This is a genomic window from Aeoliella sp. (genome assembly GCF_965227375.1).
In the GTDB taxonomy this organism is placed as follows: Bacteria; Planctomycetota; Planctomycetia; order Pirellulales; family Lacipirellulaceae; genus Aeoliella.
The window spans coordinates 3202023-3228224 of sequence record NZ_CBDDFX010000002.1; the positions used below are offsets into that span (position 1 = coordinate 3202023).

Annotated in this window: 30 protein-coding genes, 2 tRNA genes and 2 pseudogenes; 13 read left to right on the forward strand and 21 right to left on the reverse strand. The window is 54.8% G+C overall.

The features are described from left to right. Window positions 1-116: 116 nt before the first annotated feature. Window positions 117-1070 carry an ArdC family protein gene (locus tag ACQK2L_RS25640; protein ID WP_425399898.1) on the reverse strand — a complete coding sequence of 318 codons (954 nt, stop codon included), beginning with the start codon at window positions 1068-1070 and terminating at the stop codon, window positions 117-119. Window positions 1071-1487: 417 nt separating this feature from the next. Between ACQK2L_RS25640 and ACQK2L_RS25645 the strand changes: the two genes are divergently transcribed. Together ACQK2L_RS25645 and ACQK2L_RS25650 are read left to right on the forward strand one after the other, a co-directional pair. Then, entirely contained in the window at window positions 1488-1919 is a 432-nt protein-coding gene (locus ACQK2L_RS25645; RefSeq protein ID WP_425399899.1) for a hypothetical protein, read from the forward strand. 43 nt (window positions 1920-1962) lie between these two features. Then, complete coding sequence (locus ACQK2L_RS25650) at window positions 1963-2742, forward strand: hypothetical protein (RefSeq protein ID WP_425399900.1); 780 nt, start codon at window positions 1963-1965, stop codon at window positions 2740-2742. Here ACQK2L_RS25650 and ACQK2L_RS25655 read toward each other — a convergent pair. From ACQK2L_RS25655 to ACQK2L_RS25665, 3 genes are all read right to left on the reverse strand, one after another. Then, window positions 2729-3736 carry a nucleotidyl transferase AbiEii/AbiGii toxin family protein gene (locus ACQK2L_RS25655; RefSeq protein ID WP_425399901.1) on the reverse strand — a complete coding sequence of 336 codons (1008 nt, stop codon included), beginning with the start codon at window positions 3734-3736 and terminating at the stop codon, window positions 2729-2731. The two genes, ACQK2L_RS25650 and ACQK2L_RS25655, sit on opposite strands and share 14 nt — an antisense overlap. Then, window positions 3736-4359: a DUF6088 family protein gene (locus ACQK2L_RS25660; protein ID WP_425399902.1), complete on the reverse strand. Its 624-nt coding sequence runs from the start codon at window positions 4357-4359 to the stop codon at window positions 3736-3738. Before ACQK2L_RS25660 ends, ACQK2L_RS25655 begins: the two co-directional genes overlap by 1 nt. A 220-nt stretch (window positions 4360-4579) precedes the next feature. Then, the gene (locus ACQK2L_RS25665; RefSeq protein ID WP_425399903.1) at window positions 4580-5851 is read right to left on the reverse strand and encodes a tyrosine-type recombinase/integrase; all 1272 of its coding nucleotides are present in this window, start codon (window positions 5849-5851) and stop codon (window positions 4580-4582) included. A 600-nt stretch (window positions 5852-6451) separates the two neighbouring features. Here ACQK2L_RS25665 and ACQK2L_RS25670 point away from each other — a divergent pair. After that, the gene (locus tag ACQK2L_RS25670) at window positions 6452-8425 is read left to right on the forward strand and encodes a DUF262 domain-containing protein (RefSeq protein ID WP_425399904.1); all 1974 of its coding nucleotides are present in this window, start codon (window positions 6452-6454) and stop codon (window positions 8423-8425) included. A gap of 1 nt (window position 8426) precedes the next feature. Here the strand turns inward: ACQK2L_RS25670 and ACQK2L_RS25675 are convergent, their stop codons facing one another. Continuing rightward, window positions 8427-9383: a helix-turn-helix domain-containing protein gene (locus ACQK2L_RS25675; protein ID WP_425399905.1), complete on the reverse strand. Its 957-nt coding sequence runs from the start codon at window positions 9381-9383 to the stop codon at window positions 8427-8429. A 111-nt stretch (window positions 9384-9494) separates the two neighbouring features. Between ACQK2L_RS25675 and ACQK2L_RS25680 the strand changes: the two genes are divergently transcribed. From ACQK2L_RS25680 to ACQK2L_RS25720, 9 genes and pseudogenes are all read left to right on the forward strand, one after another. Further along, complete coding sequence (locus ACQK2L_RS25680; RefSeq protein ID WP_425399906.1) at window positions 9495-10298, forward strand: ParB/RepB/Spo0J family partition protein; 804 nt, start codon at window positions 9495-9497, stop codon at window positions 10296-10298. Continuing rightward, window positions 10298-10486, forward strand: coding sequence for a hypothetical protein (locus ACQK2L_RS25685; protein ID WP_425399907.1), 189 nt, complete (start codon window positions 10298-10300; stop codon window positions 10484-10486). Before ACQK2L_RS25680 ends, ACQK2L_RS25685 begins: the two co-directional genes overlap by 1 nt. Window positions 10487-10497: 11 nt before the next feature. Continuing rightward, window positions 10498-10842 carry a hypothetical protein gene (locus ACQK2L_RS25690; protein WP_425399908.1) on the forward strand — a complete coding sequence of 115 codons (345 nt, stop codon included), beginning with the start codon at window positions 10498-10500 and terminating at the stop codon, window positions 10840-10842. Next, complete coding sequence (locus tag ACQK2L_RS25695; protein ID WP_425399909.1) at window positions 10824-12575, forward strand: type IV secretory system conjugative DNA transfer family protein; 1752 nt, start codon at window positions 10824-10826, stop codon at window positions 12573-12575. Before ACQK2L_RS25690 ends, ACQK2L_RS25695 begins: the two co-directional genes overlap by 19 nt. 11 nt (window positions 12576-12586) lie before the next feature. Continuing rightward, a complete protein-coding gene (locus ACQK2L_RS25700; RefSeq protein WP_425399910.1) occupies window positions 12587-12802 on the forward strand; it encodes a hypothetical protein in 216 nt (71 codons plus the stop codon). Window positions 12803-12812: 10 nt separating this feature from the next. Beyond that, window positions 12813-12992: a hypothetical protein gene (locus ACQK2L_RS25705; RefSeq protein WP_425399911.1), complete on the forward strand. Its 180-nt coding sequence runs from the start codon at window positions 12813-12815 to the stop codon at window positions 12990-12992. 30 nt (window positions 12993-13022) lie between these two features. After that, window positions 13023-13283 (forward strand): hypothetical protein, encoded by a 261-nt coding sequence (locus ACQK2L_RS25710; protein ID WP_425399912.1) that lies wholly within the window; start codon window positions 13023-13025, stop codon window positions 13281-13283. A gap of 29 nt (window positions 13284-13312) precedes the next feature. Beyond that, a complete protein-coding gene (locus tag ACQK2L_RS25715) occupies window positions 13313-13534 on the forward strand; it encodes a hypothetical protein (RefSeq protein WP_425399913.1) in 222 nt (73 codons plus the stop codon). Then, a pseudogene (locus ACQK2L_RS25720) lies at window positions 13531-14517 on the forward strand (recombinase family protein); the annotation flags it as partial. The gene ACQK2L_RS25715 and the pseudogene ACQK2L_RS25720, both read left to right, overlap by 4 nt. Window positions 14518-15002: 485 nt before the next feature. On the opposite strand, the gene ACQK2L_RS25725 reads toward ACQK2L_RS25720, so the two are convergent. Continuing rightward, window positions 15003-15076: transfer RNA gene (locus tag ACQK2L_RS25725), tRNA-Pro, on the reverse strand. 261 nt (window positions 15077-15337) lie between these two features. On the opposite strand from ACQK2L_RS25725, the gene ACQK2L_RS25730 reads away from it, so the two are divergent. Beyond that, window positions 15338-15412 (forward strand) — tRNA-Pro (locus ACQK2L_RS25730). A gap of 482 nt (window positions 15413-15894) precedes the next feature. Here the strand turns inward: ACQK2L_RS25730 and ACQK2L_RS25735 are convergent. The 15 genes and pseudogenes from ACQK2L_RS25735 to ACQK2L_RS25805 form a co-directional block, all read right to left on the reverse strand. After that, window positions 15895-16896 (reverse strand): annotated as a pseudogene (locus ACQK2L_RS25735) (recombinase family protein); the annotation flags it as partial. After that, complete coding sequence (locus tag ACQK2L_RS25740; protein WP_425399914.1) at window positions 16844-17101, reverse strand: hypothetical protein; 258 nt, start codon at window positions 17099-17101, stop codon at window positions 16844-16846. The gene ACQK2L_RS25740 and the pseudogene ACQK2L_RS25735, both read right to left, overlap by 53 nt. 15 nt (window positions 17102-17116) lie before the next feature. Continuing rightward, a complete protein-coding gene (locus tag ACQK2L_RS25745; RefSeq protein ID WP_425399915.1) occupies window positions 17117-17722 on the reverse strand; it encodes an MT-A70 family methyltransferase in 606 nt (201 codons plus the stop codon). 199 nt (window positions 17723-17921) lie between these two features. Further along, window positions 17922-18161 (reverse strand): hypothetical protein, encoded by a 240-nt coding sequence (locus tag ACQK2L_RS25750; protein WP_425399916.1) that lies wholly within the window; start codon window positions 18159-18161, stop codon window positions 17922-17924. Window positions 18162-18309: 148 nt separating this feature from the next. Further along, window positions 18310-18651 carry a hypothetical protein gene (locus ACQK2L_RS25755; RefSeq protein WP_425399917.1) on the reverse strand — a complete coding sequence of 114 codons (342 nt, stop codon included), beginning with the start codon at window positions 18649-18651 and terminating at the stop codon, window positions 18310-18312. 209 nt (window positions 18652-18860) lie between these two features. Next, entirely contained in the window at window positions 18861-19148 is a 288-nt protein-coding gene (locus tag ACQK2L_RS25760; protein ID WP_425399918.1) for a type I restriction endonuclease subunit M, read from the reverse strand. Between the two features lie 55 nt (window positions 19149-19203). Beyond that, window positions 19204-19464 (reverse strand): hypothetical protein, encoded by a 261-nt coding sequence (locus ACQK2L_RS25765; protein WP_425399919.1) that lies wholly within the window; start codon window positions 19462-19464, stop codon window positions 19204-19206. Window positions 19465-19617: 153 nt separating this feature from the next. Beyond that, entirely contained in the window at window positions 19618-20010 is a 393-nt protein-coding gene (locus tag ACQK2L_RS25770; protein WP_425399920.1) for a hypothetical protein, read from the reverse strand. 174 nt (window positions 20011-20184) lie between these two features. Further along, window positions 20185-20373 (reverse strand): hypothetical protein, encoded by a 189-nt coding sequence (locus ACQK2L_RS25775; RefSeq protein ID WP_425399921.1) that lies wholly within the window; start codon window positions 20371-20373, stop codon window positions 20185-20187. Window positions 20374-20551: 178 nt separating this feature from the next. Continuing rightward, window positions 20552-21241 carry a hypothetical protein gene (locus ACQK2L_RS25780; RefSeq protein WP_425399922.1) on the reverse strand — a complete coding sequence of 230 codons (690 nt, stop codon included), beginning with the start codon at window positions 21239-21241 and terminating at the stop codon, window positions 20552-20554. Between the two features lie 4 nt (window positions 21242-21245). Next, window positions 21246-21932, reverse strand: coding sequence for a hypothetical protein (locus tag ACQK2L_RS25785; RefSeq protein WP_425399923.1), 687 nt, complete (start codon window positions 21930-21932; stop codon window positions 21246-21248). Then, entirely contained in the window at window positions 21929-24394 is a 2466-nt protein-coding gene (locus ACQK2L_RS25790; RefSeq protein WP_425399924.1) for a type IV secretory system conjugative DNA transfer family protein, read from the reverse strand. The genes ACQK2L_RS25785 and ACQK2L_RS25790 overlap by 4 nt, the downstream gene beginning before the upstream one ends. Then, window positions 24384-25007 carry a hypothetical protein gene (locus ACQK2L_RS25795; protein ID WP_425399925.1) on the reverse strand — a complete coding sequence of 208 codons (624 nt, stop codon included), beginning with the start codon at window positions 25005-25007 and terminating at the stop codon, window positions 24384-24386. Before ACQK2L_RS25795 ends, ACQK2L_RS25790 begins: the two co-directional genes overlap by 11 nt. A 108-nt stretch (window positions 25008-25115) precedes the next feature. Further along, entirely contained in the window at window positions 25116-25739 is a 624-nt protein-coding gene (locus tag ACQK2L_RS25800; RefSeq protein WP_425399926.1) for a replication-relaxation family protein, read from the reverse strand. Window positions 25740-25770: 31 nt separating this feature from the next. Beyond that, window positions 25771-26181, reverse strand: a complete 411-nt coding sequence (locus tag ACQK2L_RS25805; protein ID WP_425399927.1) for a hypothetical protein — start codon at window positions 26179-26181, stop codon at window positions 25771-25773. Window positions 26182-26202: the final 21 nt, after the last annotated feature.

The following is a 26202-nucleotide window of genomic DNA, read 5'->3' on the forward strand; positions in this document are numbered from 1 at the left end:
CATGCGGTATTCTTCAAAATAAGTCTGCCAACTGCGCGACGAAGTCGCACGCGATTTTCGCAAACAATAGACACCGACCGCCGGATGATTCCGGCGGTCAGCGAAGCGATCATTCGCTATTCTGCTTTGGGCTGTAAGCCGTGCAAATATTCGATGGCTTTGCTGGCATGCGATGCGGCGGAAAAGATTGCTCGCTTGTCATTCTTTAGGACGGTTAGCCAATTGGCAATGTAGGACGCATGGTCTTCGCGAATCTCTGGCGTGATGTTCAAGTCAGCACAAAGAAACGCGGAACCCAACTCGGCGACTAATTCTTCCATGGCGTAACCCTCATCACCCCATCGCTTGCGGCCAAATTCGCGGTTGAGGCGGCTTTGGTGGCGTGTCCAATGCGTCATTTCGTGGGCAAGGGTGGCCGCGTGTGATTCTGCATCGCAGAACGCTTCTAGCGGTGGCATGCGGATAAAATCATCCGTTGAGGCATAGTAGGCCTGATTGCCTCCCCTGCGGATGTCGGCTTGGGTATTGGCGAAGAACTGCTCGGCATGTGCGATCGGCTCAATGTTGCCAGCTGGTGGCTTGGCCAGCGTGTAATAGTGACCGGGCAAGCCTTCGCACTGCTCGGCGTTGAAAACCGTGTATTCCTTCAAGAATGGAATGTCGGCTTCGACTTCCTTTCCGTCGTCGGTCTCTTCCGTGCGTTTGAACGTGCTTGCATAGACAACGGGTGAGCCGTGCTCGCCTTTGCGAACATGCCCGCCAAGTTGCCTGGCTTGCTGGAAGGTGAGCCAAAACGGGCAGGAAAAGCCCTGCGTCTCTGCTGATTCCCACAGCATCAAAATATTGACGCCCTGATAAGGCTGGCCGCTATGACGTAGTGGCCGTGTGATGCGTCCGGCTGCGTTTTCCGCGTTCCATGGCTTGAGCCAAGGCCGTACGCCGCGCTCAAGCTCTTCGATGATGCGTGAAGTCACACGGGTGTAAACGTCGGTTCGTTTCGTGGTTTTACTGGTGGCGTTACCGGTGGTGCTGCTGATGGTCTTGCCGGCGGTGGTGGTGGTGGTTGCCATGGTCGTGGTCCTTTCTGATGGATCTTTGGAAATGTCCCCTTACGCGAAACGCGCTCGCGTTTTCCGGCGGAAGGGGGGCAAAGCCCAAAAAGAAAGGGGGGAGTGGCGTCAAGGACGAACGGCGTGGAGGGGCACCCGGTCTGCACAAGCGAGTCTGCGAGCGCGGAAGATTGGGGAGGAGGCCGCACCGATCGCCTGGCCTGATCCTTGACGCTGCGGGGGATTCACCCCCGTTTGATTACACGAGAGGGCGAGAGGGGGCTGTGCCGTCCGAAGGACCGAAGCGAAGCGTAGCCCGGAAGCAATCGTTCGCCGGGATGGCGACGTGCCCAAGGCACCCGCATATTTCACTTGAAGTGCTCACGCGAGTATGCCTAGATGACAGCGATTGCCCGCAAATAACTACGAGGACCGCTTATGCGTTTTCTTCTACTGTCAATCGTTCCGCTCGCACTTAGCGGTTGCCACTCGCACAACGTGCACCGTTTTTCAGATGTGGACGAAACTCAAAAGAGTGTGACTGTTCCTCCCGGCGGTAAGGGGCTTAAAGGAAAGCTCAAAACCGCTCTTCGTGACGATGGCTGGGAGTTGGTGGTCTATAGCGGTCCAGAAGTCACCGAGGGTTCTGTCGGCGACAAGACACAGCTCAAACGCTACAACACGTTCAATACACGCTATTCGCTATTCGTTGTCTCACGCACTTACGACTATTGCCTGAATCTTGATCCAGCGATCACTTACGACGTCTCGCTAGTTGACAACAAGACCGGAACGGAAGTGGTTACACTCGACGGAAAAGGGTGTGAAGGACGTGTTGTAGACGAATTCTCCAAAGCATTGCACAAATAGGTTGTAGCATGACTGGAAATGCGTAGCCGTCGAGGTTTCTTTCATGGCACTGATCACCTGCAAAGATTGCAAGAAAGAGTTCAGCACGGACGCGAAGCGTTGCCCGCAATGTGGAGCAAAGAAACCAGGTAGCAGAATTGTAAAGTACGGATTGTATCTCATTATATTCGTGTTCGTCATCGTTCCATGGATTGGGTCAATGGCAGCCAAGAAACCGAAGCAACCAGCGACGTCAGCAAATGTCGCTACAACAACTGATATGGCAGACGCCATTCAGCGTGCAAAGAAGGTGCTTAATGATCCGAACGCAGACAATTTTTCGAGAACAACTGCGATCGTCGACTTAGAGGCAGCAAAGTCAAACACCGAACCGTCAAAAAAGGCTGAGATTGAAGAGATACTTGCCGCTGTAAGGAAGCAAGCAGCAAAGGATGAACCAAAGCCCGAAGGTGCCTGGCGGTTGGAGAGATCACGCTCCCCATTGGATGATTCTGAAACGGTCATCCTCTATCTGAACGCAAACGAACCGATTCAAGCTTGGCTGAAGTCATCGGTGCCGACGCTCTTCATTCGCTGCAAGGAAAATAAAACAGAAATCTACATTCGCACCGAAACAGCTGCGAACACCGAGTATGGCAAATACAATTCAGCGACCGTGCGGCTGCGTTTGGACAAGAATCCCGCCTTTAAGCAAACCTGGTCTGAATCTACTGACAAGGAAGCGCTGTTTGCGCCAGGCTCTATTGCACTTGCCAAGAAGCTTGCAAAGGCTGAAACCCTTACGTTTGAGTTCACTCCCTTCACATCGTTCAAAGTGAGTTGATCTTCGTCTCCAGTTCGCGAAGCGTCTCCAATATCGCGTCAAAAGTCACTGGCTCCGCGAGATACATGTCGCGCATCGCCTGATAATCCTGCCACAAATCCGGGAGTCGCGAATCCGGTGGAATTAGTTTGAACGTACCGGGCTGTGCCGTCTCGTAGGATGCCCATCCACTGCCAAAGAATCGGCTTTTCCACGATACAACCCGTTCTCGCAAGTCATGGCGTTCAGTCGCCTGCCTGGCGGCTTCATGAAGCGCCAGCGCAGCGGTATCAGCATAGTGCCTTGAGAATCGATCCGGCGTCGGCTTGTCAGCAGGCCGGTGATACTCAGTATGCAGGATCGTCGCTTTCTCCCAAAAGCTTCGCTCGACTTCCAACGCCACGACTTCGCATTGCCAATCGGTAAAGGCTTTCGGCAGCGTGTCTGCAACCCATGGCGTAATGGGATGCCGTCCGGTGGGCTGCTGATCTGTCAGTGAGCCGAATTCGAGCTTTACCGAACGCTTGAGATAGGAAAAGCCATCGGGTTGAGAAGACGGATAATGAAACAGCACAACCGGTGATTGCGTGTGAGCATCGGTAAGATATTCGAACCATCCAGACTCGCGCGAGCCAAGCACGTCCTGAACATGCTGCTCAAGTACGGGCATGATTTGCTGTTCTACGGCAATAGCGCAGGCGGCTTCCGCTTTTTTCATCCACTTGTTGGCCTGGTTACGACTCGTGCCTGCTTCAGGCAGCTCCAAAAACTGTGGAGAGAGCGAAAGATCAATATCTTCGGAGAAGCGTTCAATCACGCCAAACACCTTCGATAACGACGTGCCGCCTTTGAAAACAAGATGCTCAGCGAACTCGGACCGAAACAGGATGCCAAGCAACCAGCTGACCCAGAAGTCCTTCTCTAGGATGATGGGCGACAGGTTGCGCTGAATAGCGGCCTGCTCGATATAGAGCTGCCGCTCGCTGTTTGGTAGTTTCAGAAACGCAAGCTCCATCAGGCGTCCTCCGCAAGCTCGTAGAAGAGGGGACGCATCCAAGCGGGAGCGAGCTTGATGTCTTTGACGATGGCCTTGCGTTTCTCAATTGGCAGCTTTTTCTTCAACTGCGAGATGCGCTCCGGTGTGATGTGTTCCTTGCCCAACTCGCGGAATGCTTGGATCAGCAGGCCGCTCAATCGGCCAGCAGCCGCCATATTCCGTGGGGTCGTGTGACGAAGTTGGATTGTCTGCGGTCCAACTGTTACGCTCCGGGTGGGGCCATCGGTCAGGAAGATGGCCTTGGCGGGCACTTGTTCGCTCAGACCAAGTGTGTTGGCAGCGTAAGCCCCGGCGGGCTGAATGCTGGTGTGATCTCGGCCCGCCAGCGCCTTTGCGATCGCTTCGGCGGTGGGCATCAGTTCGCCCAGCACCGGATGCTCTTTAGGGAAGTCGTAGACGCCCCGTGCGAGACGGCGGATTACTCCCTTCTTCACCAACCGGTGAAGCGCTACGTCGATGGCCTTGCGATTACCGAATTCGAGGAAATCAGTCGGCACGAAAACAGCGCCCCGCCCGCGTCCTCGAATGGACGCAAGTATCGGCTTCTCAACAGTTTGCTGATCTTGATTGGGTTCTCTCATGTAAGAAATATTACCCTATTTTTCTTACGAAGGCAAGGGTTTTCTTAGCCGTAAACCCTTGAAAATACGTCTCAGAACGACGAAAACGCCGGAAACGTGGTCAGGCGGCAGAAATTGACGTGTGAAATGCCGTTCGGCATGGGCGTTTGGGGGGCAAGCCCCAACGCGCGAGGCGGTTCCGCCTCGCTTTCTGAGCGGGTGACGTTCGTCCCGCTTACCGTCAATATTGGTCGTCGTCTGGAGATTCTGGGCGAGGGCGATGTTTGGGCTTGGGCTTACGAACGTTAATGGCAGACGCATCCAGCGTGTTCTTAATGTGAGCAGCGTAAAATTTCTCGATCATCTCCACGCTGGTGCGGCAATTCTTGGCGATTTGGTAGATGTCGGCTCCTTCCATGAGCCTCAAGCAGATATAGGTGTGGCGAAGGCTGTAGGCCGTACGCCGATTTCCGTCGCGGTCCAGCTTCAAGCCGGTCCGCTCCAAGATACCGTTAAACATCTTGATGTGGTTACCGGGGAAAACGAAGTCCTTTGGGCCGGGAAGCTCTGCTTCAACTGTCGGCGGGGGTTGCGACAAATCTTCTCCGCGATTTCGCCGAGCACGTCGAGTTTGCGATTGTGTGGGCTTCGGGCGATTGCGAAGTCGTTCGTATGGCAGAACGGCGCTGGGCATGCTTTTGCAGTAGCCCACGCCCCGTTTACCGCGTACTTCGATGACCAGAATGCGATCCCGGGTTGCCTCGTCAATCTCAATCTCCACATCGCGATGCTGGAGATTGTTGGCCTCGTCCGGGCGAAGCCCGGTATTGGCCATGAACAGGACATAGTCGTGCAACTGCTCAGCACTCCAACGATGGTTTTCTCGTTGCGGCTCTTTCGCATGCTCACGGGTTGCTTGATAGAGTTGTTTGTACTCGGCCGGGCTGAACCAAGGCCGGTGCACGACCTTACCCTGCGTCCGGTACGGTGGGGATAGATCAGGTAAGTGTGCTAGCCAGCCATGACGGATGGCCGTCTTAAGTACCAGTCTTAGCGTCACAATTTCATCGTGAAGGGTGCTACGCGCCGGGGGCTTGCCGGTCGTTGATGTCGCATGCCGATGCACGCGGTATTCTTGCACTTTGCCGGGAGTCACCTTCGAAAGCCCCAGTGAGCCAAAGAAGGGCACCAGGTGAAGGCGTAGGCGGATCGCATGGCCTTCAACCCATTTCTCACTACGCTCGCCTTGCGTAATGACCGAGTATTCCATCATGAACTGCTCAGCTGCGTCAGCAAAGCTGTTCTCTCGCTTTGTCTCAAGAACGCCCGCACGTGACTTGCCACGCAGCGTCAGATACCAGTCTTCGGCGAATTCCTTAGCAAGAGCAAGGCTTTCCTCTTTCGTACTGCTGCGGAATTGGTTTCCGTCGATCGAGGCAGAGCATTGCCAGAATCGACTTCTGCCTCTTTTGTAGACGTTAACCTTTCCGCCAAGAACCTCGTGACTCGCCATAATCCAGAGTGATCGCCATGTTGAACACTCTTCGAGAGTATCACGATACGTGAACCGCGCCAAGAAATAAGAGAAAGTGTGCTAGAAGTGTGCTAGCCGTTTTTAACTCTTTTTGCTGTGGATTATTTTGCTAAGTGATTGTTTTTGTTGGTTGCGGGGGCAGGATTTGAACCTGCGGCCTTCAGGTTATGAGACCGCGTAAAAATCGCGTAACCCATTGATTCATATGTCCGGTTTGTTTATTTCCTAAGCAGTGTGCTAAAAAGTGTGCTAATAATGCCACAACGTGAGGAATACCGCGCCTTACGAGAAGTCAGTCACTTACGACACCGGATCACGATCCGTTGGGTGGCGTCGTAGCACCGTCGAGAAATGGCTGGCAGAGATAGAGAATACAGCTGCTTAAGCTGAATGATTCCGCACCGCAGACTTCATTGCTTGATGCGTCATCTGGCGATCTCCCTCCGTTCAGTCTGTCGTCTCAGTTTGGTACGATTATCGGCGGCCGCCTGCGTTGTTGCATTGAAGTAAGCCCTTGAATGGCGGCCTGAAAGCTGGCATGTTCAGCTGCCTGAATGTCATGGCCATGCAAGGAGCGTTATGAAAGCTGGTCCAATCGAAATCGGAAGATTGCTTCAGAATCGGCAGCGTTTTTGCGTGCCGATCTACCAGCGGCACTACGTGTGGAGTCGTGAGAAGCAATGGGAACCGTTCTGGAATGACGTACGAACGAAGGCGATCGAATGCTTAAACGGTCGCGAACGCCGTTTCTCGCACTTCATGGGTGCTGTGGTTCTGGAAACGCGGGGCGGATTCTCAGCCGGGCGTGTTCCTGCGTTCCAAGTCGTTGATGGTCAGCAGCGTCTGACCACATTCCAGCTGTTTCTTGCAGCCGCCCGCGATTATGCCTTAGCAGCTGGGATGAACGATACCGCCGATCAGATCAGGTCCTACTTGCTCAATGACAAGCCGCACTTGATGGAAGACCCCGAGGTTGAAATCTACAAAGTATGGCCAACGCAGGCTGATCGCGAAATGTTCACGGATATCTTGGAGTTGAGCCGCGAGGAGCTGCGTAAGAAATATGATGACCATTTCTATAAGCGGCGCGATCAAATCTATGCGTACAGCACGGTGCCTCGCTTGCTTGGCGGCTACGGGTACTTCTTTGATCAAATCAAGCATGCTGTAGAAACCGACGATCTCGAAGACGAGTTCGCTGAAGCTCCTGATCTGGAACATGTTGAAGATGAAGAAGACACTCAGGGTGAGGACACTTCCGTTGACATGCGCATGCGTGAGATTCGCTTGGATGCTGTCTGGCGTGCTCTTGTCGAAGAATTCAAGATCGTTGAGATCACACTAGAAGACGGCGATGATGCACAAGTCATCTTCGAGACACTCAACGAACGTGGTGAACCGCTTTTGGCTGCCGATCTTGTTCGCAACAATATCTTCCATCGTGCGGATGCGGCAGGAGAGAATGCTGACAAACTCTTTGCGAAACACTGGAAGGGTTTTGAAGACGATTTCTGGAGCGTTGAAGAAAAACAAGGACGCTACAAGAAGCCGCGTATCGAATTTTTCCTGGCCAATTACATTGCGGGACAAATTGCTGGTGAAGTAAACCTCACCAAATTATTCAGCGAGTACAAAGCTTTTCTCAAACGCTCAGTACGCCAGGGCGGTTCACAAAAGTTTGAGACGATTTCGGACGAACTGAAAGAGCTTGAGCGTTTCGGAGCCATCTATCGCGAGATTATTGAGCGGAAAGCATCTTCAACGCTGGCAGAGTTTTCACAGAAGTTACACTTATGGGACGTGACGACGGTTTATCCTCTCGTTATGCGTCTATGGGCCTCTGACATGCAGGCCGACGACAAGGCAGACTGCTTGAACATGTTGCTGTCGTTCATCGTTCGCAGGGCCGTGTGTAACCTCACAACCAAGAACTACAACAAGTACTTCCTGACAATCGTGTCGCACCTGGATAAGAATGGCTGGTCAGTTGAGGGATTACGTGAGTTCATGCAATCCCAAAGCTCTGAGACAGCACGCTTTCCGGATGACGGTGAGTTTAAGAAAGGCTGGCTTGCAAATCCCGTTTATCACCGACTTAAGACCGCGCGTGTGCGGGCGGTTCTAGAGGCTATCGAGCGTGCCAAACGCACCGAGTACCAAGAGACCGACCAATTAAAGGCCAATCTGACGGTAGAGCACATCATGCCGCAGAACTGGCGTAAAGAATGGCCACTTGATGGCGGGGTGATGGTAACAGCTGAGCAATTATCTAACGCGTTCTATGTCGATGAGTCAGAGGACTCAATTATTGGCAGAGTCGCAAGACGCCAGCGTCTGAAGGATACCTTCGGCAATCTCACATTGTTGACGCAGCCATTAAACAGCGAAGTGAGCAACGGACCGTTCGAGGGTAAAAAGCAAGCATTGCGGGAAAAGTCGCTTCTCGTATTCAGCAAAGAGCTTCAGGCTGAAGATAGCTGGGATGAAGAACGCATCATCGTGCGGGGCGAGAAACTCTTCGACGTAGCCAAACAGCTATGGCCTTCGCTTTAGCCTAGCTGTATTTGCCAGCCTCAATGTCAGCACGAATCGCGTGCAACTTCAGCAGTTTGTCGTGGCACCAACAGCGATGCACCAATGACCATAATGCTTCGAATCGAGGGAGGTCTGGATTGCTCTCCTCTAGATGGCCTGCGCGAGTAAACGGTCCCATACGATTGATTTCACTCATCGCGAAGGCGAAGAGTCTTGCAGGATGGTCAGTGGCCCTGATGGGCTTATTGTCCCGCAGCAACTCCCATTTCGTCGGATCGATCTTGTACTTACTTTCCAGCAGTTCGCTTAGAATCTGGATCGTAGAATCCAGTTTCATTGTGTCGGATAGCTCTGCCCAGGGCGGAGCATCAGACCGGAAGCGGTAGTAATGTTCTGCTTCGCCAAAATACTCCTCCGGTTCGTCCTTTCCGAGTACCGGTAAGGTTTTAGGAAATGGTGGCGGCGCTGGTTGCTTGGCTTCTTGAAAGATCACGCCAAGCCCATCAAACCCCAATTTCAGTGACGGATCAGCGAGTGCTACCTCATTGGCAGTAGATCGACTAACGCCGATGATCGCACTGGAAGCTGTTGTTGCGATGATGCAGATACCAGCATTGTCTGGCAGAAACCTCTGGAGAAAGGCGATGACCTCCGTGAGTTTCTGAGCCGTGGCTGGGTTGGCTTCGCCAGATAGATCAATTTGGATATGCAAATTGATAACGCCGTTTGCTTGGCCCTCTGGATTGTCGGGTGATCTCTCGAGCAAAAGGCTTTCATAGCTAACTCCTAGGGCAGTGGCGATACATTCGATGGTATCGAAACTCACCGGATTGCCTGCGATGACTTTTTGAGCCGTTCGCATGCCAATATCAGCTTCTTCTGAGAGCTTCTCAATCGACCAGCCTTTGCGTTTCCGCAAGGAATCAATGAGAGATGCGTTGGGAATAATGCTTCGTCGTGAAGCTGATTCATTCATATTTGGCCTGCCGATTCGGTGCGCATAAGTGGCCGGTTCACAGCGCAGACCCTCTCAGGGCACACATTTAAGATTCTCCTGGCTGATGAAAATCTTACCCGGAGAGATCGCATGTCACAATTTACCAACAAGCCCTTGGGATGGTTCAAGCCGGACGCGAACCAGGCACGCCAACATTTTGACGAAACGGAACTGCGGCTGCTAGGTGAGTCTTTGCAGCACCGCCAGTTGCAACCGGTTCTGGCCCGTAAGGATGGAACCATCGTGGCGGGGCATCGACGCTACCGTGCTGCTGCATTGGTGGGAATCGAAAGTCTCCAGGTTGTCATCAGCGACGAAGAGTTGAGCGAATCCGAGTTGCGCATCTGCCAGCTAACCGAGAACCTCCATCGCGCCGATCTGACAGACGTGGAGAAATGGCGGGCCTGCGAGGAACTGCTCCGGCTAAATCCGGACTGGTCAAACAAGGATTTGGCTAAGCACCTGAAGCTTTCCGATTCGACCGTCACCAAGTATCTCTCGCCCTCACGCTGCACTGAAGCGGTCCAGGATGCACTCGAAGCGGGCGAAGTGGGCATCACCAGTTGCTACGAGATCAGCCGAGCGGCTCCCGAGCAGCAGCAGGAACTGCTGAGCCTAAAAAAGTCTGGGGCTTCTCGCGATCGCATCGCTCAACGCATTCGCAAGCAAAGTAGCAAGGATACCGCTCAGCCACGCATGAAACGCGTCATTTGTCCGCTTACTTCTGGCATACGCATCAGCGTGAGCGGCGATCAGCTTTCGCTGGATGATTTCATTGATGCCTTGGGCGAGGCACAGAAGGAAGCCCGCAAGGCGCGTGAGCAAAAGCTGGATGTGAAAACCTGGCAATCGGTAATGCGTGATAAGGCAGCGGCCTCAGCCGAGGAGAAGTGATGGTTTGGCTCACGCTTTTCGAGTTCGCGGCCCTCTATGGCATGTATGTCGTCGCCAAGGAAGTCTTTTTGGAAACCGCAGATCAACGAACGGAGCTTTCTGAACTTCAAGCGCAGGAATGTGGCTTAAACGCTGTGATTGAGCAGCAACGAAGAAGGCTTTCGCTACTCAAACAAGGCGAACTGTAAGGAGCAACGTGATGTTCACGATCATGATGGCCGCCACGACACTTTACATGCTTACGCTCGCTCAGAGCATGTGGTATTTGGGCCAACTAATTCTATACGACAGAAAAGTCGAGGAGCGCTTCCGCGAAATGGAGCGCCTTGAGCGCGAAATAACGCGTGCACAGCTTATCTGTGCGGCTAAGAATCCAGATGCTGCTGAGATTCTTGAGGAGAGAGAGCGTTTGCGGATGGAAACGTGTAATCTCCCAGATTATTTCCACAGCCGACGACTATGGGCTGCACAGCTTGGCGGGGAAGTATTCGATCGTGATGTCATCTCGGAAGAGGAGGATGCGCCATGCGATATTGCCGAATGATCCTAATTGCATCGCTATTAATCCTCGCCATCGTGCTTGTCGCAATCTTGGTAAGACTTCCCTTGTTGTTGATCTTTGTCGCGTTGGCCGTCATCGCACCAAAGCTTCGCAACGCCAAGACGCTCAGTGCCTTTGGCACGGCTCGCTGGGCGGGAAGCATGGATGCGCAGAAGGCTGGCATGTTTTCAGGCATTCCTGGATTGCCGTTAGGGCGGATGCAGCAACCACGAATCAGCGTACTTGCAGCAACGCGAGCATTGTTCGATCGACGCATTCCATGTGATCTGGCGTGTGAACAATTCGTCTTTGCGCTTCGCAAGCTTCAGCCACCGCCGCCGCCGCAACTGGTGCGTTTGGCTAAGGCAGTGCATGTTGCCGTCTTCGCGCCGACCGGTGTGGGTAAGGGCGTCTCCTGTGTCATTCCACACTTGCTGACCTGCCCCGATTCAATGGTTGTTGTCGATTTCAAAGGCGAGAACGCCAAGCTTACCGCAATCCATCGCAAGAACGTGTTTGGTCATCGCATAGTCATACTTGATCCGTTTCATGTGGTTAGCGATACGCCCGATAGCTTCAATCCGTTTGACCAGATCGACCGCAACTCCCCATTAGCATTGGACGATTGCAGAGACCTGGCAGAGGCGTTGGTGATTCGAACCGGCGAGGAGAAAGAGCCGCACTGGACCGATTCCGCAGAGACCTGGATTGCCGCAATGGCGTCTGTCGTCGCATTGTTTGGCGAAGATAAAGACCGCACGCTGCAAACCCTGCGGACGGTACTAACCAATCCGCTGAAGATGCAGGCGGTGATCAAGATGATGTGCGAGTCGGATGCGCAAGCGGGCATGCTTTCACGGCTTGGCCATCAACTCACCCAATTCAAAGACAAAGAACTCGCTTCCGTTCTTACGACAACAAGCCGATTTCTCCGCTTCTTAGATACGCTCAGTGTGGCGGCAAGCACGTCCTCAAGCAGCTTCGATCCGGCTGATCTTCGGACCGGAAAGATGACCGTTTATTTGATTCTGCCGCCAGATCACATGCGAGCGCAAGCGGGCTTGTTGCGTATGTGGATTGCTGGGTTACTGCGAGCCGTCGTGCGCGGGGGCTTACAAGAGACGAACAAAGTGCATTTCGTACTCGATGAAGCCGCAAGCCTTGGCCATATGGGCTGCCTTGAGGATGCGGTTGATAAGTATCGCGGCTATGGCATACGGCTTCAATTTTATTACCAGTCCCTTGGGCAATTGCGCAAATGTTGGCCTGAGGGTCAAGATCAAACGCTGCTTTCCAATACTTCACAAGTCTTCTTCGGCGTCAACGACTACCAGACGGCGGAATATGTCAGCGCCCGTTTGGGCGAAACGACAATTATCGTCGAAAGCGGTGGTACTAGTAGCAGCGGGTCGGTGCAATACAGCCGAGCAAGCAGCGATGAGTCGCACAGCCATTCATGGTCGAAGAACTTTAACTGGGCACAGCACGCGAGGAAGCTGCTTAAGCCTGAAGAAGTCATTGCTTTGCCCGCGCGTCTGGCGATCACCTTTACACCAGGTATCCCGCCCCTTTGTACCAAGCTGCTGCGCTATTACGAGGAAGGCAGTCTCCTTCCAGTTGATAGTCCCTGGAAGCACATTCGTAAACGCGCAGAGATTTGGGCCGCCGCTGGTGGCATGCTCACCTTGTCATTCATAGCCGCAGCCGGCTTAGTTCACTTTATCGCAACCCATTAGGAGAAATCCAAATGTCACGAGAGATATTTAAGGAAATCCTAGCTGACGTAGGCGCGGAGATGTCGCGACTGGGAACGCAAGGACAGATGGAGATGGCGTCAGCCATTTTCAACGGCGATGGCTTCGTGCCATACGGCCCGGGACAAATCACGCCCGAGCCACAACAGGAGCAGGCTACCACGGTGGAGCCTCAAATCGAAGAGTTGGACCACGGTCGAGAGATGTAAGGAGAGCGATATGTTGCTTGCAAGTTTTCAATCAGATTTGGGCGTTTTCATGATCATGATGGTAGTGGCCGCTTATGGCTGGGCACTGCTGATCAAGAAGTTGATGGGAGTTAATCCCGAAGTGAAAGATATGGCCAAGAAGGCAGCAGCCCAACAGGCCATGAAGTTCCTCGCAAAATGGCTGAAGTAATTCTCAGTCATGTCTTCCAGGAGCGTCCCGATGAGCATTGAAGAACGGCTTGGCCGTATCGAATCACTGCTGCTGGCATTCATGCAGCAGTCTGAAGGGCGCTGCTGGTATTCCGTTGAAGAGTTTGCCCACATCGTCGGTCGCTCGTCTTTTACCTGTCGGCAGTGGTGCCGTCTGGGCCGTATTGCTGCCCAAAAGAAGGCGAGCGGTCGGGGTGCTCATAAGAGTTGGGCGATTTCTCATGAAGAACTCTTACGCTACCAGCGTGACGGCCTGCGGCCTGCGCAGTAGCGAATCGCAAATTCAAGGACCTTCCCGTCATGTCACCCCGCAATCAGAATCTCGATTGCACGACCGAGGACGATGCTCCGTGCATCGTTCCGGCTGGGGTGCCTGACTGGATCACGGCCGAATTGATCGAGCGGACGATTGCCGTTTGGCAACCGTATTACGATGAGGTGCTTACACCCGAAGATGCCGCTACAATGATCGCTGATGTCGGTCGTTTGTATCAGGCTTTGTCTTCGGGATCACCGCCATGAAACAATTCGTCGCCCTAGCTCGCGTTTCCAGCCGTGAACAAGAACGCGAGGGTTTCTCACTGGAAGTTCAGGAAGAGGGGCTTAAACGCTACGCATCCCAAGCGGGCGGTGAGATCGTCAAGCTCTTCAAGATTGCAGAGACTGCAAGCAAAGGTGAGGAACGCAAAACCTTTCGCACGTTGATCACGTATGCGAAAAAGCATGCAGAGTCGCTTGACGGGTTGCTCTTCTACAAGGTTGACCGAGCGGCACGTAACCTCTTCGATTATGTCGAGCTAGAACGGCTGGAGTCGGAATATAGTCTGCCGTTCATCTCGGTGTCGCAACCGACCGAGAACACGCCCGCCGGTCGGATGATGCGACGGACACTTGCCAACATGGCAAGCTTCTACACCGAGCAGCAATCGGTCGATGTGCGTGAAGGGCTTGCTCGACGCATCAAAGAAGGCTGGTTCATCGGCCTTGCACCTTATGGGTATCGCAATACCCGCAAGAACGGACGCGGCGTCATCGAGACCGACGAGCGTGCCGCTGCCAATATCAAACGCATCTTTCATCTCTACGCGTTTGAGAATCTCACGCTTGATGGTGTTGCGGCCAAGATGAAAGAAGAGGGGCGAGTCTTTCGAGACTCGCAACCGGCTTTCCCGCGAAGTTCCATTCATAACATCCTGAGAGACCGTGCCTACATCGGCGAGATTTCCCACAAAGGCCAGTGGTATCCCGGCAAGCATGAGCCGTTGGTGGAGCGGGCAACCTGGGACCGTGTTCAGTCGCTGCTTGGCGGGCATGTCTATCAGACGCTCTCAAATACCTATGCCGGTCAGTTCATGCAGTGCGGTCATTGCGGCCATCCGATTACCGGCGAGATGATCACGAAGAAGACGAAGAACGGCAACCGCTACTACACCTACTACCGATGCACCTACTACAACAAAGGCGATCACCCGCGCACCCGCTTGCCTGAAGCGAAGATCGAAAGCCAGGTGCTTGCCATTTTCGACAAGATGAAGGTCGAAAACGAAGAAGTCCGGGACTGGTTCCGGTTAGTGCTCGCTTCGCAAACCAAAGATGCGCAGGCGGACTCGTTTGCCCAACGTGCTGAACTTCAGCGGCAAGAGACGCTACTCGTGCAGCAGCAAGACCGGCTGCTCAACATGCGGCTCAATGACGAGATCGACCAGGAGACCTTCGCAGCAAAGCACACCGAGCTTCGCGATCGACTCGCCAACATCAAGCTGCAACTGGATGTCGTGGACCGCTCACACGATGAAACGGCTGAGTTAGCGGCAAAAGTTTTTGAACTTTCACAAACTCTGAAATCACAATGGCTTACGGCTGATTACACCGCAAAGCGTCGTTTGCTCGAAATCGTGTTTTTGAACTGCACGCTCGAAGGCGTAACTCTTTGCCCCACAATGAGAAAGCCCTTTGACGTACTCGCCAAAGGGCTTGTTTCTGAAAAAAGTCGGGCCGACAGGATTCGAACCTGCGACCTTTTGACCCCCAGTCAAACGCGCTACCAGACTGCGCCACGGCCCGACGGTGAAGTGGAGCAGCCAACCGTTTGGCCGGGTTCTCCCGGCCGGTTTGCTAGCTCAACCACTTATTAACTACAGAATATCGCATATAGACGCGTCTAAGGCAATTGGGTTCGCCTGCAGTGAGTTGTCCTTAGTTTTAAAGCGTTTATCGTTGATCGAAGGCCGAACCCAACCTGATCAATGGGTGTCTTGCAGGATGCCGAGGGCCGATGGCGATTGCGGATGAATTGCTCGGCTGGTAGCATAGTCCGTTTCCCCACGGGGCGTGGCGCAGCCTGGCTAGCGCGACTGCTTTGGGAGCAGTAGGTCGCAGGTTCGAATCCTGTCGCCCCGACTATTTTTAGAAATCAGCCCTTTGGCGAGTACGTCGAAGGGCTTTCTTATTGTGGGCACTAGACTTACGTCATCGAGCGTGCAGTTCAAAAACACGATTTCGAGGATGCGACGCTTTTCAAAGCAATCTGCACTAACCCATTTCTCTGTAAGGGTTTGAGAAAGTTCAAAAACCTTGCTGGCCAAATCGGCGGTTTCGTCGTGAGCACGGTCGATGGCGTCTCGTTGCAGCTTGATTGACGCCAGGCGATCGCGGAGTTGTGTCTGCTTCGCGGCGTATGAATCCTGGTCGAGTTCGTCGCTCAGTCTCATATCAAGTAGACGGTCCTGCTGAGCGACCAAGAGTGATTCCTGTCGGGTGAGTTCTGAACGCTGGGCCTTGGACTCATTTTGTGAATCCTTTGTCTGCGACGCCAGCACCATGCGGAACCAGTCGCGAACATCGTCATCCTCAATTCTCATGCTGGCGAACACCTCAAGGACTTGGCGATCGAGTTCCGCTTCCGGCAGGCGGATTCTCGGATGGTCTCCTTTGTTGTAGTAGACGCACCGATAGTAGATGTACTGCTTCGGTCCTGCCTTGGTCTTCTTCGTCTTCACTTCGCCGGTGATGGGATGGCCGCAGTGACCGCACACCAGTCGCTGTCCCCCGTAGGTCAGGTCATGCGACTGATAGATGTGACCACCTAACTGACCCTGGACACGATCCCATGTGGCGCGATCGACAAGGGGAGCATGTTTACCCGGATACCACTGTCCCTTGTGTTCGATCTCGCCGATGTAAGCCCGGTCTTTGAGAATGTTGTGGACCGAACTCCGTGGGAATTTCGGCGTGGACGGGCGAAACTGCCTTCCTTCATCTGCAAGCTTGTCAACAAGCGTGTCAAGTGTGTGGTTTGCGTAGGCGAAGAGTTGGAAGATTCGTTTGACGTTGTCACTAGCAACTGGATCGACTTCGACGATGCCGCGACCTTCTTTGCGAACGTTGCGATAGCCATAGGGTGCCAACCCAATGAACCAACCCTCACGCACACGTCGAGCCAATCCTTCCCGTACGTCGACCGATTGCTGCTCGGTGTAGAAACTGGCCATGTTCGCCAGCGTGCGTCGCATCATACGTCCCGCCGGATTGTTCTCCGTTGGCTGCGAGACGCAGATGAAGGGAACGTCGTATTCGGATTCCAGCCGCTCGATCTCGACGAAGTCGAATAAGTTGCGAGCCGCCCGGTCGACCTTGTAGACGAGCAGGCCGTCGAGTTCCATGCAGTGTTTCTTGGCGAAGGCAATCACTTCGCGGAACGTCTTGCGTTCCTCGGTCTTACTGGCCGTCTCGGCAATCTTGAACAGGCGAACGATCTTGCCGTCGTGAGACTTGGCGTATTGACGCAGTGCATCCTCTTGAATGTCGAGCGAGAATCCTTCGCGTTCCTGTTCACGGCTGCTTACGCGGGCCAGAGCGACGAACTGTTTCATGGCGACGACCATCAGCAAGGGATTGAAATAATTGGCTGGTACCCATGATCATCGCCAGTGCGTCCTCGGGGATCAACTCCTCTTCGTAGTACCGTTGCCAGACTTCGAGCGTTTTCTCGATCAGCTCGGGCGTCACCCACGACGGCGCACCGTCCGGCACCACGACTTGCGGGGTCGCGTGTTTGTCGGTGTTCTTGCGTGAGGGACGAACGGGCATCGGGTCCTCAAAGGCTTAGAACAGTCGTCGCTCGACCTGGTTGCCGAACACAGTCCATTGGGAATTCGGGATTTCCTGGCGACCGAACAGTTCGAGATACGGACCGGGGCTGACTTTTTCGATCAGCTCACGAACGGCGTAGGGCTTCTGGCTGTGACGTCGACGACGATTTACCAACCAGCTTTTTTGAGTGTTGTCGAGAAACGGCATTCGGCCTCGGACACCCAGCAGCAGGAACTCGTGGGACACCCTCCAATAGTTGCCCATACCCAGCTGTGGTTTGATCCAGACGAAACTCGATTTGTAGGTGAAGCCCCAAGCACGCAGGAGTTTTTCGGCATCCCAGAGAAATGCATTCGTGGTCCAGAGATGCAAGTGAGCGTTGTCGGCTGACAGATTCGCAACCGGCATACTGATGAGCGTTTCCAGGTCGAGTGTCGGGTAGTGGTTCACGGCGGCACCTCGCGAAGCAGTGTTGTCGTAGTCCCACGGTGGGTCGACATAGATCGTGGGAAACCGCGCCCCGAGTGTGACGAGTTGATCGAGATCGCAGACTATGGACGGCAGCATCGAATGCTTGTCGTCTCTCGTGTTCTGCGAATTTTCGAACACCTCGCTCATTCTTCTTCGTTCTCCCGACTCATGGCGTCTTGTGTGGCGATCGTATCGGCGCGATCGCGCATCCACGCGGGGCTGCGACGTTCGGCATGACCCACGAAACATCCGCAACGCGGGCAGCGCAACGGACGAAACGGTGCGAACCACTTGGCGGTGCAAGATTCACAAGCCGCATACCAATACGTCCGTGTCGGTGGCGTGGTCATGAAGCTTGCGGCTCACTGCGGCCCTGTTCGTAAATCCAGGTATGGGCCAGATCGCTAACTTTCGCGACTAGCGGCAGGTCATCGCGGCCGAAGCGTGTCGACTCGACCCAGCTGTCGCCGTTCTTGTAGAGCCGTACGATCGTGACAGAATGGCGATCGCCGTTGCGGGTGTGGTTTTGCCAGATGCTGGCCTTGATCAGACCGAATCGAATCGTATGTGAGGGCGGTTTGGACATGCGTGTGCTCCAGGTTGATGAAAAGTGTTCGCGCGCCGGGGGACCAGCCCGGCGCGGCGAACGGTAAAGACTTGCGATGCACAAACAGCGTGCATCGCAAGTGAATAGGTTGTGATTTGGTCGGGTTACTCCTCCGGCATTCGAGTGACTACATCACGGACTTCGGAACGAACACGCACGACTCCTTCTTCATTCCCAGCGTCTGCGCCAGGTGATGGCTCAGGCAGCCGAGATCACCGATGAGTTCGGCGTCGAGGTCCGCGTGTTCGTGCAAAGCCGTCGCGATCAACGTCGTCAACTCCGCCAGACTCTCGATATCGTCGGGAGTCATCAGGTGGTCGAAGTCGCCGGTCACGGGGTCTTCGCGAAGGATCGCCACATTCCAGCGTTCCTCCGATTTCCACATCATTGCTCTCAGGTTTCCCACGCCGGCCAGAATCCTGGCCGATTTGGAACGACTCGTTTCGTTTGCTTTTTTCGATGCGTTCATGGCATCTCCAATTTGTTTGTTTGCAAAGGCCCACAGCACAGCAATTGGGGACTGTGGACCGCTCATCAGGCTCCCCGCTGACGCCAGTTGCGTCAGCGCGGAGTCGTTTCGCCGAAACAAGTCCTGCGAAGAACCTCCGGGGGAGAAGAGCGACCAACTCTTCTTCCCCAAACCGCGGTGAAAACCGCTGTTAAAACCGACCCATCGGCTCAGTCCTCCGACGGCAGCAGGATCGTCGTTGCCGAGCGATCTGCCTCCGTGATAATCCAGAACCGTGTGTTGCTACGGTCGACGTAGGCTGACAGTAGACGGCCACCGAATAACACTGCATCGTCGTTCGCCTGGCGGTCGTGTTCGTCGACATCGCCCCAGTCCCCATCGAGATGGCGGACGAGAGCTTTGAAGACGTCGTCTTCGTCAATGCCTTCGGCTACTCCACGGGTCATGTAGAGTTGGCCGACGTCGAACTTCGCAACGGCGCGTGTGACAAGTGACATCACATCTCCTCCGGAAAGGGGCTGGTCGGTTGCAACCGACCAGCCTGTGTTGTCATTACGCTGCGTCTTGAGCAGCACGCTTCAGCTCAATCTCGCGTTGCAAGATCCAACTGTGCGCCATGTCCATCGCCTTGGACGCAATGGGAAGTTCGTCACGCCGAAACGTCGTGGCGTCCCTCCATTGGTTGTCCTTCTTGTAGAGCCGGGAAGGCACGGCGGTGTGCCATACCTCATCCTTGTCCTCCGATCGGTTCTCCCAGATCGTAGCGCGGATTCTTCCCAACTTGATTTCATGGATCGGTTCATTCTTTTCCATGACACCTCTCTTTCGTATGTGAGGCTGAGCCTGCGTCGTGCGTCACTCAGTCCTCGAAGTTTGCAAAAGGAACAGCCACCCCATGTGGATGTTCCTGAAAAAAACGGGGAGCCAAAACGGCTCCCCAACCTCCCTGTCAACCGTACAGCAAACCTAACGTTTGGCTGCTCGGAGCGGTCCGCGTTTCGGGGCGCGTTCAGACTCCTTTTGAGCAGCAATGTACTTCTGCGCCGCAAGCAACGCCTTGAGCAGATCGCCGACATCATCGGCATCAAACATCTGCACGAGATCCAACCTGCGACCATTGGGTCTCCAACGGCCAAGACGGACGAGATAATCTTTCCGTCCCGATCGGCGCGTGGGGTACACCAACGCAGCGGCAGAACACGAGAAGAATTGCTCTTCAGGTTTGGCCTCTGGTGACTGGACATAGGGCTGATTGCATTTCGAGCAAAATCGCTCGCGAATGCCCGCCCGATACTCCAGCCAGCGACCGAACCACGAGTCACTGAACTTCCCTGTCCTTCTTCTTCCACGACGTCTCATTTGCTGGTTCCTCCAGCAATTCAGCCGACTGCTTCCCATGAAGTCAGCGCGGCCTACGGTTTGCCATAAGTCGTTTGTCCATTGTTTTTCCGTGTTCCTGGAGCAAGGAACGAGTGATAACCCTGCGGTGAGGGAGGGTGCCGCTGCCCGAAGGCAGCGGCGGTGTGGGAAGTGCTATTCGTGATTCTCGGGATCAATCTTCTCTGGGTCGAACTCCTGTTCTGGCCAAAAGAACTCGTCGATCATCTTCAGAAGGTCACACGACACATCGTTGACCTTCCACCAGACATCTTGCGACCAGTGGCTCAGCCAAAAGGCCGTTTCCCACCAGACAGCTTTGATTCCTTCACGTATGCGTTTCATGGTCATCATTCCTCCTTGTTGTTAGTCAACCGCTCGACCGATGGTTGCGATGGACCAATTGACCTCAACAAACGAAGCTGATGACAGAACCGGCACTTCTCACTTGACTCGATGTTTTGACATGTTCCTGAGTCGGGAACGGGTGAAAACCACACAGCGGTGGATTGTGGGGCTGATGTTAGCTTGGCAGCGGCGCAATCAGGTTGAGCAGTTCCGGAACGATGCTGACATGGATGGGAACTCCGCCAGGACTGGGCTTGTCTATCAACGCACGTCGCACGCGATCGGCTTTCTGCGGCAGTGCGGTCACAATGCGAACTTCAAATGCGCGACGCTTGAGAAAACGCTCAAAGGACGGATCCAAACGATGTTTGCGTACGTCACTTTGAGCCTTGGCCACAATGCGGTCCCAGCGGGCAGCACCACCGGTATCGACTCGGAGAAATCCAAGCACCGGGTCGGACGGTGCGAAGTCGATGTAGTAGTTCAACGCGAGTCCCGATCGATACACATCGGAAAAATATTGGCGGAACTCTTTCTGTGTTAGCTTGGTTCGGCTTGCCGTCTGTGAGGCACAAACGGCAAGCATCGCGTACGAACGAATCTTGGCCGTCTCTGAGAGATCATCTTGCTCAGGGTTTGACGAGACCGCGTGAAAGCAACTGTGATTCCGATACAACGACGACTCACGAAGGATGCCGTCGCGGGAGAGCTGCTTCAATACGGATTCAGCCGACAATGCATCTGAAAACAGATCGCTTCGGAGCTGGCACAAGGTCGCGGCCGTCAGCAGCTTGTAGCGTTCGGAAAGTCCCGTGGCTGCATCGATCTGCTGTTGTTTCGGAGTGTGTGTCGATGTTGCATGCATGTCTTCACCAGAGTTCGTAAGGAAGGTCGAGTGCGGAACAATGTTCGTGAAAGCTGTTGATTTGCTTCGGGGTGTAACGACCAGCGGATTCGATGACGTGCGTCATCTGACCATGGTCGTTGATGAGAAATGCGTCTGGATCTTTGATGCGGAAACCCGCCTTGGGGAGAAAGTCTTCACCGACCCAATGTTCCGCTTCACTGGGACGGTTGCAGCGATAAGCGACGAATGCGTCCGCAAGCAGCAGGTCGTGGTCTCGCTGTTCGAGCCTTGGCAGTCCGTACGCAACACCGCCGAAGAGATTTGCTGTCTGCTTCGACGCAGTGAAGACTTCCAGTGGGATCGTCGGGCGGTTCCAGCGCCTTCTCGCAGCGAGCGACAACTCGTGGCAGTCAGGTTCTGGCTGTCCCGGTTTCCACGACGTCAATGGAGCGGTAACCGCGAGTAGTGGATGCGCGTTGATGACGTAGCGATGAACAAGCCCGCCAGCGGCGAGTCGTCGCAGGCAACGACGCGAATCGCGCAATGATTCGTGCTGTGGCCACCAGATTTGAGTGGCCTGTGTGACTGATAGCATCCGGATACGTATGGCCAACGACTGTAGGATGTCGTAGTCGCGTTGAGTCCAGACGGTGACGCCGTCCGGGCGACGGGAACATGCAACGGGTGAAATCACGGAATCCTGGATCATCGGCGGCGTCTCCTGTTCATTGCACTTGTCGACTGCTGCGAAGAGAAATCCTTCCTGAGATCGGCGAAAGGATCGTTATCTTCGACCTGCGATGCGCCGACGACTTCGGTCGTCACTATAGGACCGCTTGACGTCTTAATGGCCGGCTGCTGACTCATTTCATCCGGAATGAACGTCCCTGCCTGGCGATTCGGCCACGGCGTACGGCGACGACTGTCGTACTCCTCCTGAGAGATGTGAAAGTCAGATTCACAGATCACCGGAAGGCCGCCGTATTGGGCATACCCAGCACCTCGTGAGATATGAACAATGCTTTGTTTCGGATGGTCGCTGGCCAACATGATGTCGTTAGCGCTCAAACGGGGCATGACGCGTTCGCTGATTGACTGAGATGTGGACGTCTTGCCATCGGAATTGGTTGACGATCCGCGGGTCGTGAAGTATTCGATCGTTTCTCCGCTGCAACGTGCCAGTCGTTCGCGGTCAGCCGATGAAGACACGGCGAACCACTGCCGATAGCGACAGTTGGCTTCGATGGCTGGTATGAGGTCGATCTTCCCTCGTTTCAGATCCTCCATGCTTTGGTTTGCGAGAATGATCCCAACCCCCATGCTCCGTGCGAGTTGGAGCATGTACTCGAAGTTCTGCGCGGCCATTCGCTGGAACTCATCGATCACGAGATACACGGGCACTGTTCGCTCCACTTGGGAGGCCGAAGCGAGCAGGAAATAGCAGACGAATCGGGCGAGCGCTGGGGCCGATCCCGGACCCAAAATCGAAGAGAGATGAAAATACAGGAGTTGGGGCTTCCGAAAGACGTCAGCCAGATCGATGGCCTGTTCAATTACGTCGTCCGGAAAGCCACATCCGGGAGCGACATTGAGCGGAGGAAACGACGCCAGACGCTTGAGAACCTCATGCACAAGAACGCCGTTCTTTCGAATTTCGCTGTGCAGCGCATGCTTGCCGCCAGGCGTTGCAAGGAGATGGCCGCAGCGGTCGGCAAGTTGATCGAATGTCTTGACGTCTGGATAGGATTTGTACGTGTGTTGAACAACTCCGTCGTTGACGGCCGTGTAGAAGTCGGCACCGTATGTGGGTTCGTACTTCAGGCCGGTCGCACCGTTGAGCAGATCGGTTTTCTTGAAACTGTTGAAGCGATGCCAGAACGTCTGCATCATCGGATTGAAGGCAAAGGTCGACAGGTCGTCTCGTGTCGTCAGATACTTCAGCGGTAGGTCGATGTCACGTTCAATGTGCAGTCGTTTTGCGGCGGCCATCATCGTGGCGAGCAGTTCAAGCGTGTCGGCCTTGAGATCGATCACGATGACGCTTGCGTCGCCAAATTGGATCGTCTGTTCGATGAACGGCGCCAAACCAAGCGAGGTCTTCCCGGAACCGCTGTCTCCCAGAAAGTGAGCATGCTCACCGAAGAGCGATCGAGGAACGAGGACGGGACTCCGATCGGCGACGACGCGTGCCATGTAGTAGGACTTGCGTTCGATTGGATTCGCAGAGCTGCGGAGAGTCGTAACCAGTGAATTCCAATCGTTGGCCCGCACCGCGTGGCGACGATATGGAGCGGCCTCGGCGAGGACGGGCTGCGTCAGAAGCAAAGGTAAAAATAGAGACACGAGGGAAGGGAAGACCATCGGCCAGATAAGACCATCCCGCAGGCATGCTCCCATGACCAGGCTCGCAAGGATGGTCAATTCCACGCGACCACTCAGAGTGCCCGCCGGACTATGAAAGAAACCGGGAACGGATTGTTTCGCGGGTTGGTACGTGAGCCAGGAGCCCAGCGCACTCCAGGCAGCTTTCCAATTCCGTACGCGGCGATATTCCGGCTGCACCAGCATTGCGGCGATCCCGAACGCCGCAAAAACGCAGCAGGCAATGACCGGGTCGCAAAGCCACGCTACCACTGCGACTCCCAATGGCAGGCCGGCAAGCCGCATCGATGCCTTGTTCCACCGGTCTAGCAATGGACGGGCTGTCGATTTCGGAACAGGCGAAGTCACGCAGAGTCGGCACCAGTGCATGACCAGCAGGCGGGAATAGCAGTAGGCGATGACCCCCGCGTGCAGCCAGCGGTACTCAGGAAAAGCGGGTTGCCAGAGTGTTGCCCCAGCAGCGACTGGAAGAGCGATAGAAATGAGAATGGCAATGCCGCGATCGTTAGGGGCACAGCACCTCAGCGCGTACGTCAGAAGCACGGCAAGACTGGCAAGTGCCACGAGAAGTCCACGGTATGCACCAGCCGCAGCGGAGTCCACAAACGTGAGCAGGAAGTAGTCGATGACGTCGACAACGACCACGCCAGTCACAACCTGCATAATTGCCTTGGACTGGAACAGTCCCGACACATCCGGAGAGGCAAGCGCTAATGAGAGCGTCCGTCGAGGAAGAAGCTCCCGACGAATTGGATTGCCAAAGTCCTGGAAGTAGCTGTCACGTGGCATCCGAGCACCTCGGTAGTAAAGGAAGGAGTTCAGGAATGACGGCCAGATGAATTCGCAGTCCAACCGGCCAAAGATGCCCCTGCAGGGCTTGTTGAATCGCCGCGGCCTTCTCGGTCGTGGCCGAGATCACGACGAGGCGGAACAATTCGCGTTTGACAAAGTCTTCAAACTCTCGACGTTGCTGGCGCAACTGGATGTCCGCCAGACATTTTCGAGCGACGTAGTCGGCGGGGCCGCCCAGATCGATGCGCAGCAGCTCCAGGATCGGTTGTGACTTCACACTGCGAAGACAATGAGGAGCAAGCGTCCAACTAGCGTCGTACCAGTCGAAACGTTGCTGAATCTCATCCGAGTGCAGCCGCTGTAGGCCAGTCGCCTGAGTTGCATAGAGCAGAATGGCGTATTCCGTGGGGAGGGATTGTGGGCCGAGTGGATGCGTGCGGCCGATTGGAAGCCCAAACGCCTGAGCGGTCCGCTTCCCCGGCACGAAGTATTTCATGGGGTAGATGAGAGGGTAGCGTCGCAGCCACTCTTCATCGCAGAGGCGCTGTACGACTTTGCAGACGGCGCCAAGCTCCTGATCGGCAAAGAACAGACGGTGCATCGTTTCCATCACGCCGATGCGATATCGAACGGCATGATCGATGATGCGACGATCCCGCGCCGACAGCCGTCGGGGATTGGTCTTCGCTGAATGTCTTGATTTCCGGGGCATAGGAATTTACCACATCCGGTAGGGAAGACTGCGGTCACGGCAGTCTTCATGAAATTCGCGGACCCGTTGTTGGTCGTACGCGCCGCCGAACTCGATCACACAGACCACCTCATCGCGTTTGTTGACGATGAAGCCATCGGGAAGCTTCTGCATGCGACGGGTATGGGCCATCACGTCTTCTCCCCGCCACGCGTCGGCCCAAGCGGGACTGGATTCGGCCAGTTGCAACCAGACCTGCGACACACCGAGGTCGTGGGTCGCCTGGAATCCGTTCTTGAGTTCGCCATGACCGCGTCCGCCAAGTATTCGAGACGCCTGTTCGGTAGCGATGTAGGCTTGCAGCGATTTGACCGGACGTCGGTGCCAGCGGGAGCGAAGTTGGTAAGCCGCCCGGCTGAAATCCGGATCGACGTCACCTGGATGCCAAACGATGACTGGCTCTTCTATGGCTGGTAGCGGTCGGGCACGGACAGTGATTTGCGTGACCAGGTTCTCGGCTGCCAGCTGGGCCAGTCGGCGGCGTGCGTTCGCCTTGTCGTCGTTGAACCAGAACTCGGCAACTTGCCGCTGACTGAACAGACGTACGAAGACGGTTAGCGCCTTCAATATCTCGCGGTCACGGTCGGTCATGCGATAGCCACTCATCCTGCACATCCCACTTTCAATCCAGGGAAATCGACGAGTCATCGGTCGTCTTCCGAGACTTTGACTTGCGTCGCGTCTTTGGTTTGGGGTTGGGAGCGCGACCGCCTTCAGCGTCGTCGTCCGGAGTAGCTGGCGACGATTGCAATGCCGGAAGTGTGCGACAATCTGCCAGGAGGTTTTGTATGACCGGCTGGGCTTCAGCCGTCGGATCGTCCATACTAAGAGTCTTGGCACGACAGCGAATCTGCTCGGCGAGTTGGGACTTGCCTTCGGCTTCGTACTGCCGCGCGAGATCTTCGAGATAGCTTTGTTGTTCCGCTTCCTGAGCGAGACGAAATGCAGAGAAGGTCGAACCGACGACACTGGCGACCGAGGCGACGATCCGGTCGCGGAGTCGATCGAGAAAGGTTTGCAGCAGTTTGTTCATATCGATGTCCTTGTGAAAGTA

Coding starts and splice junctions, on each gene's coding strand:
- ACQK2L_RS25640 (WP_425399898.1), bottom strand. CDS start 1,070: ATGGCAACCACCACCACCACCGCCGGCAAGACCATCAGCAGCACCACC.
- ACQK2L_RS25645 (WP_425399899.1), top strand. CDS start 1,488: ATGCGTTTTCTTCTACTGTCAATCGTTCCGCTCGCACTTAGCGGTTGC.
- ACQK2L_RS25650 (WP_425399900.1), top strand. CDS start 1,963: ATGGCACTGATCACCTGCAAAGATTGCAAGAAAGAGTTCAGCACGGAC.
- ACQK2L_RS25655 (WP_425399901.1), bottom strand. CDS start 3,736: ATGGAGCTTGCGTTTCTGAAACTACCAAACAGCGAGCGGCAGCTCTAT.
- ACQK2L_RS25660 (WP_425399902.1), bottom strand. CDS start 4,359: ATGAGAGAACCCAATCAAGATCAGCAAACTGTTGAGAAGCCGATACTT.
- ACQK2L_RS25665 (WP_425399903.1), bottom strand. CDS start 5,851: ATGGCGAGTCACGAGGTTCTTGGCGGAAAGGTTAACGTCTACAAAAGA.
- ACQK2L_RS25670 (WP_425399904.1), top strand. CDS start 6,452: ATGAAAGCTGGTCCAATCGAAATCGGAAGATTGCTTCAGAATCGGCAG.
- ACQK2L_RS25675 (WP_425399905.1), bottom strand. CDS start 9,383: ATGAATGAATCAGCTTCACGACGAAGCATTATTCCCAACGCATCTCTC.
- ACQK2L_RS25680 (WP_425399906.1), top strand. CDS start 9,495: ATGTCACAATTTACCAACAAGCCCTTGGGATGGTTCAAGCCGGACGCG.
- ACQK2L_RS25685 (WP_425399907.1), top strand. CDS start 10,298: ATGGTTTGGCTCACGCTTTTCGAGTTCGCGGCCCTCTATGGCATGTAT.
- ACQK2L_RS25690 (WP_425399908.1), top strand. CDS start 10,498: ATGTTCACGATCATGATGGCCGCCACGACACTTTACATGCTTACGCTC.
- ACQK2L_RS25695 (WP_425399909.1), top strand. CDS start 10,824: ATGCGATATTGCCGAATGATCCTAATTGCATCGCTATTAATCCTCGCC.
- ACQK2L_RS25700 (WP_425399910.1), top strand. CDS start 12,587: ATGTCACGAGAGATATTTAAGGAAATCCTAGCTGACGTAGGCGCGGAG.
- ACQK2L_RS25705 (WP_425399911.1), top strand. CDS start 12,813: ATGTTGCTTGCAAGTTTTCAATCAGATTTGGGCGTTTTCATGATCATG.
- ACQK2L_RS25710 (WP_425399912.1), top strand. CDS start 13,023: ATGAGCATTGAAGAACGGCTTGGCCGTATCGAATCACTGCTGCTGGCA.
- ACQK2L_RS25715 (WP_425399913.1), top strand. CDS start 13,313: ATGTCACCCCGCAATCAGAATCTCGATTGCACGACCGAGGACGATGCT.
- ACQK2L_RS25740 (WP_425399914.1), bottom strand. CDS start 17,101: ATGCCCGTTCGTCCCTCACGCAAGAACACCGACAAACACGCGACCCCG.
- ACQK2L_RS25745 (WP_425399915.1), bottom strand. CDS start 17,722: ATGAGCGAGGTGTTCGAAAATTCGCAGAACACGAGAGACGACAAGCAT.
- ACQK2L_RS25750 (WP_425399916.1), bottom strand. CDS start 18,161: ATGTCCAAACCGCCCTCACATACGATTCGATTCGGTCTGATCAAGGCC.
- ACQK2L_RS25755 (WP_425399917.1), bottom strand. CDS start 18,651: ATGAACGCATCGAAAAAAGCAAACGAAACGAGTCGTTCCAAATCGGCC.
- ACQK2L_RS25760 (WP_425399918.1), bottom strand. CDS start 19,148: ATGTCACTTGTCACACGCGCCGTTGCGAAGTTCGACGTCGGCCAACTC.
- ACQK2L_RS25765 (WP_425399919.1), bottom strand. CDS start 19,464: ATGGAAAAGAATGAACCGATCCATGAAATCAAGTTGGGAAGAATCCGC.
- ACQK2L_RS25770 (WP_425399920.1), bottom strand. CDS start 20,010: ATGAGACGTCGTGGAAGAAGAAGGACAGGGAAGTTCAGTGACTCGTGG.
- ACQK2L_RS25775 (WP_425399921.1), bottom strand. CDS start 20,373: ATGAAACGCATACGTGAAGGAATCAAAGCTGTCTGGTGGGAAACGGCC.
- ACQK2L_RS25780 (WP_425399922.1), bottom strand. CDS start 21,241: ATGCATGCAACATCGACACACACTCCGAAACAACAGCAGATCGATGCA.
- ACQK2L_RS25785 (WP_425399923.1), bottom strand. CDS start 21,932: ATGATCCAGGATTCCGTGATTTCACCCGTTGCATGTTCCCGTCGCCCG.
- ACQK2L_RS25790 (WP_425399924.1), bottom strand. CDS start 24,394: ATGCCACGTGACAGCTACTTCCAGGACTTTGGCAATCCAATTCGTCGG.
- ACQK2L_RS25795 (WP_425399925.1), bottom strand. CDS start 25,007: ATGGAAACGATGCACCGTCTGTTCTTTGCCGATCAGGAGCTTGGCGCC.
- ACQK2L_RS25800 (WP_425399926.1), bottom strand. CDS start 25,739: ATGACCGACCGTGACCGCGAGATATTGAAGGCGCTAACCGTCTTCGTA.
- ACQK2L_RS25805 (WP_425399927.1), bottom strand. CDS start 26,181: ATGAACAAACTGCTGCAAACCTTTCTCGATCGACTCCGCGACCGGATC.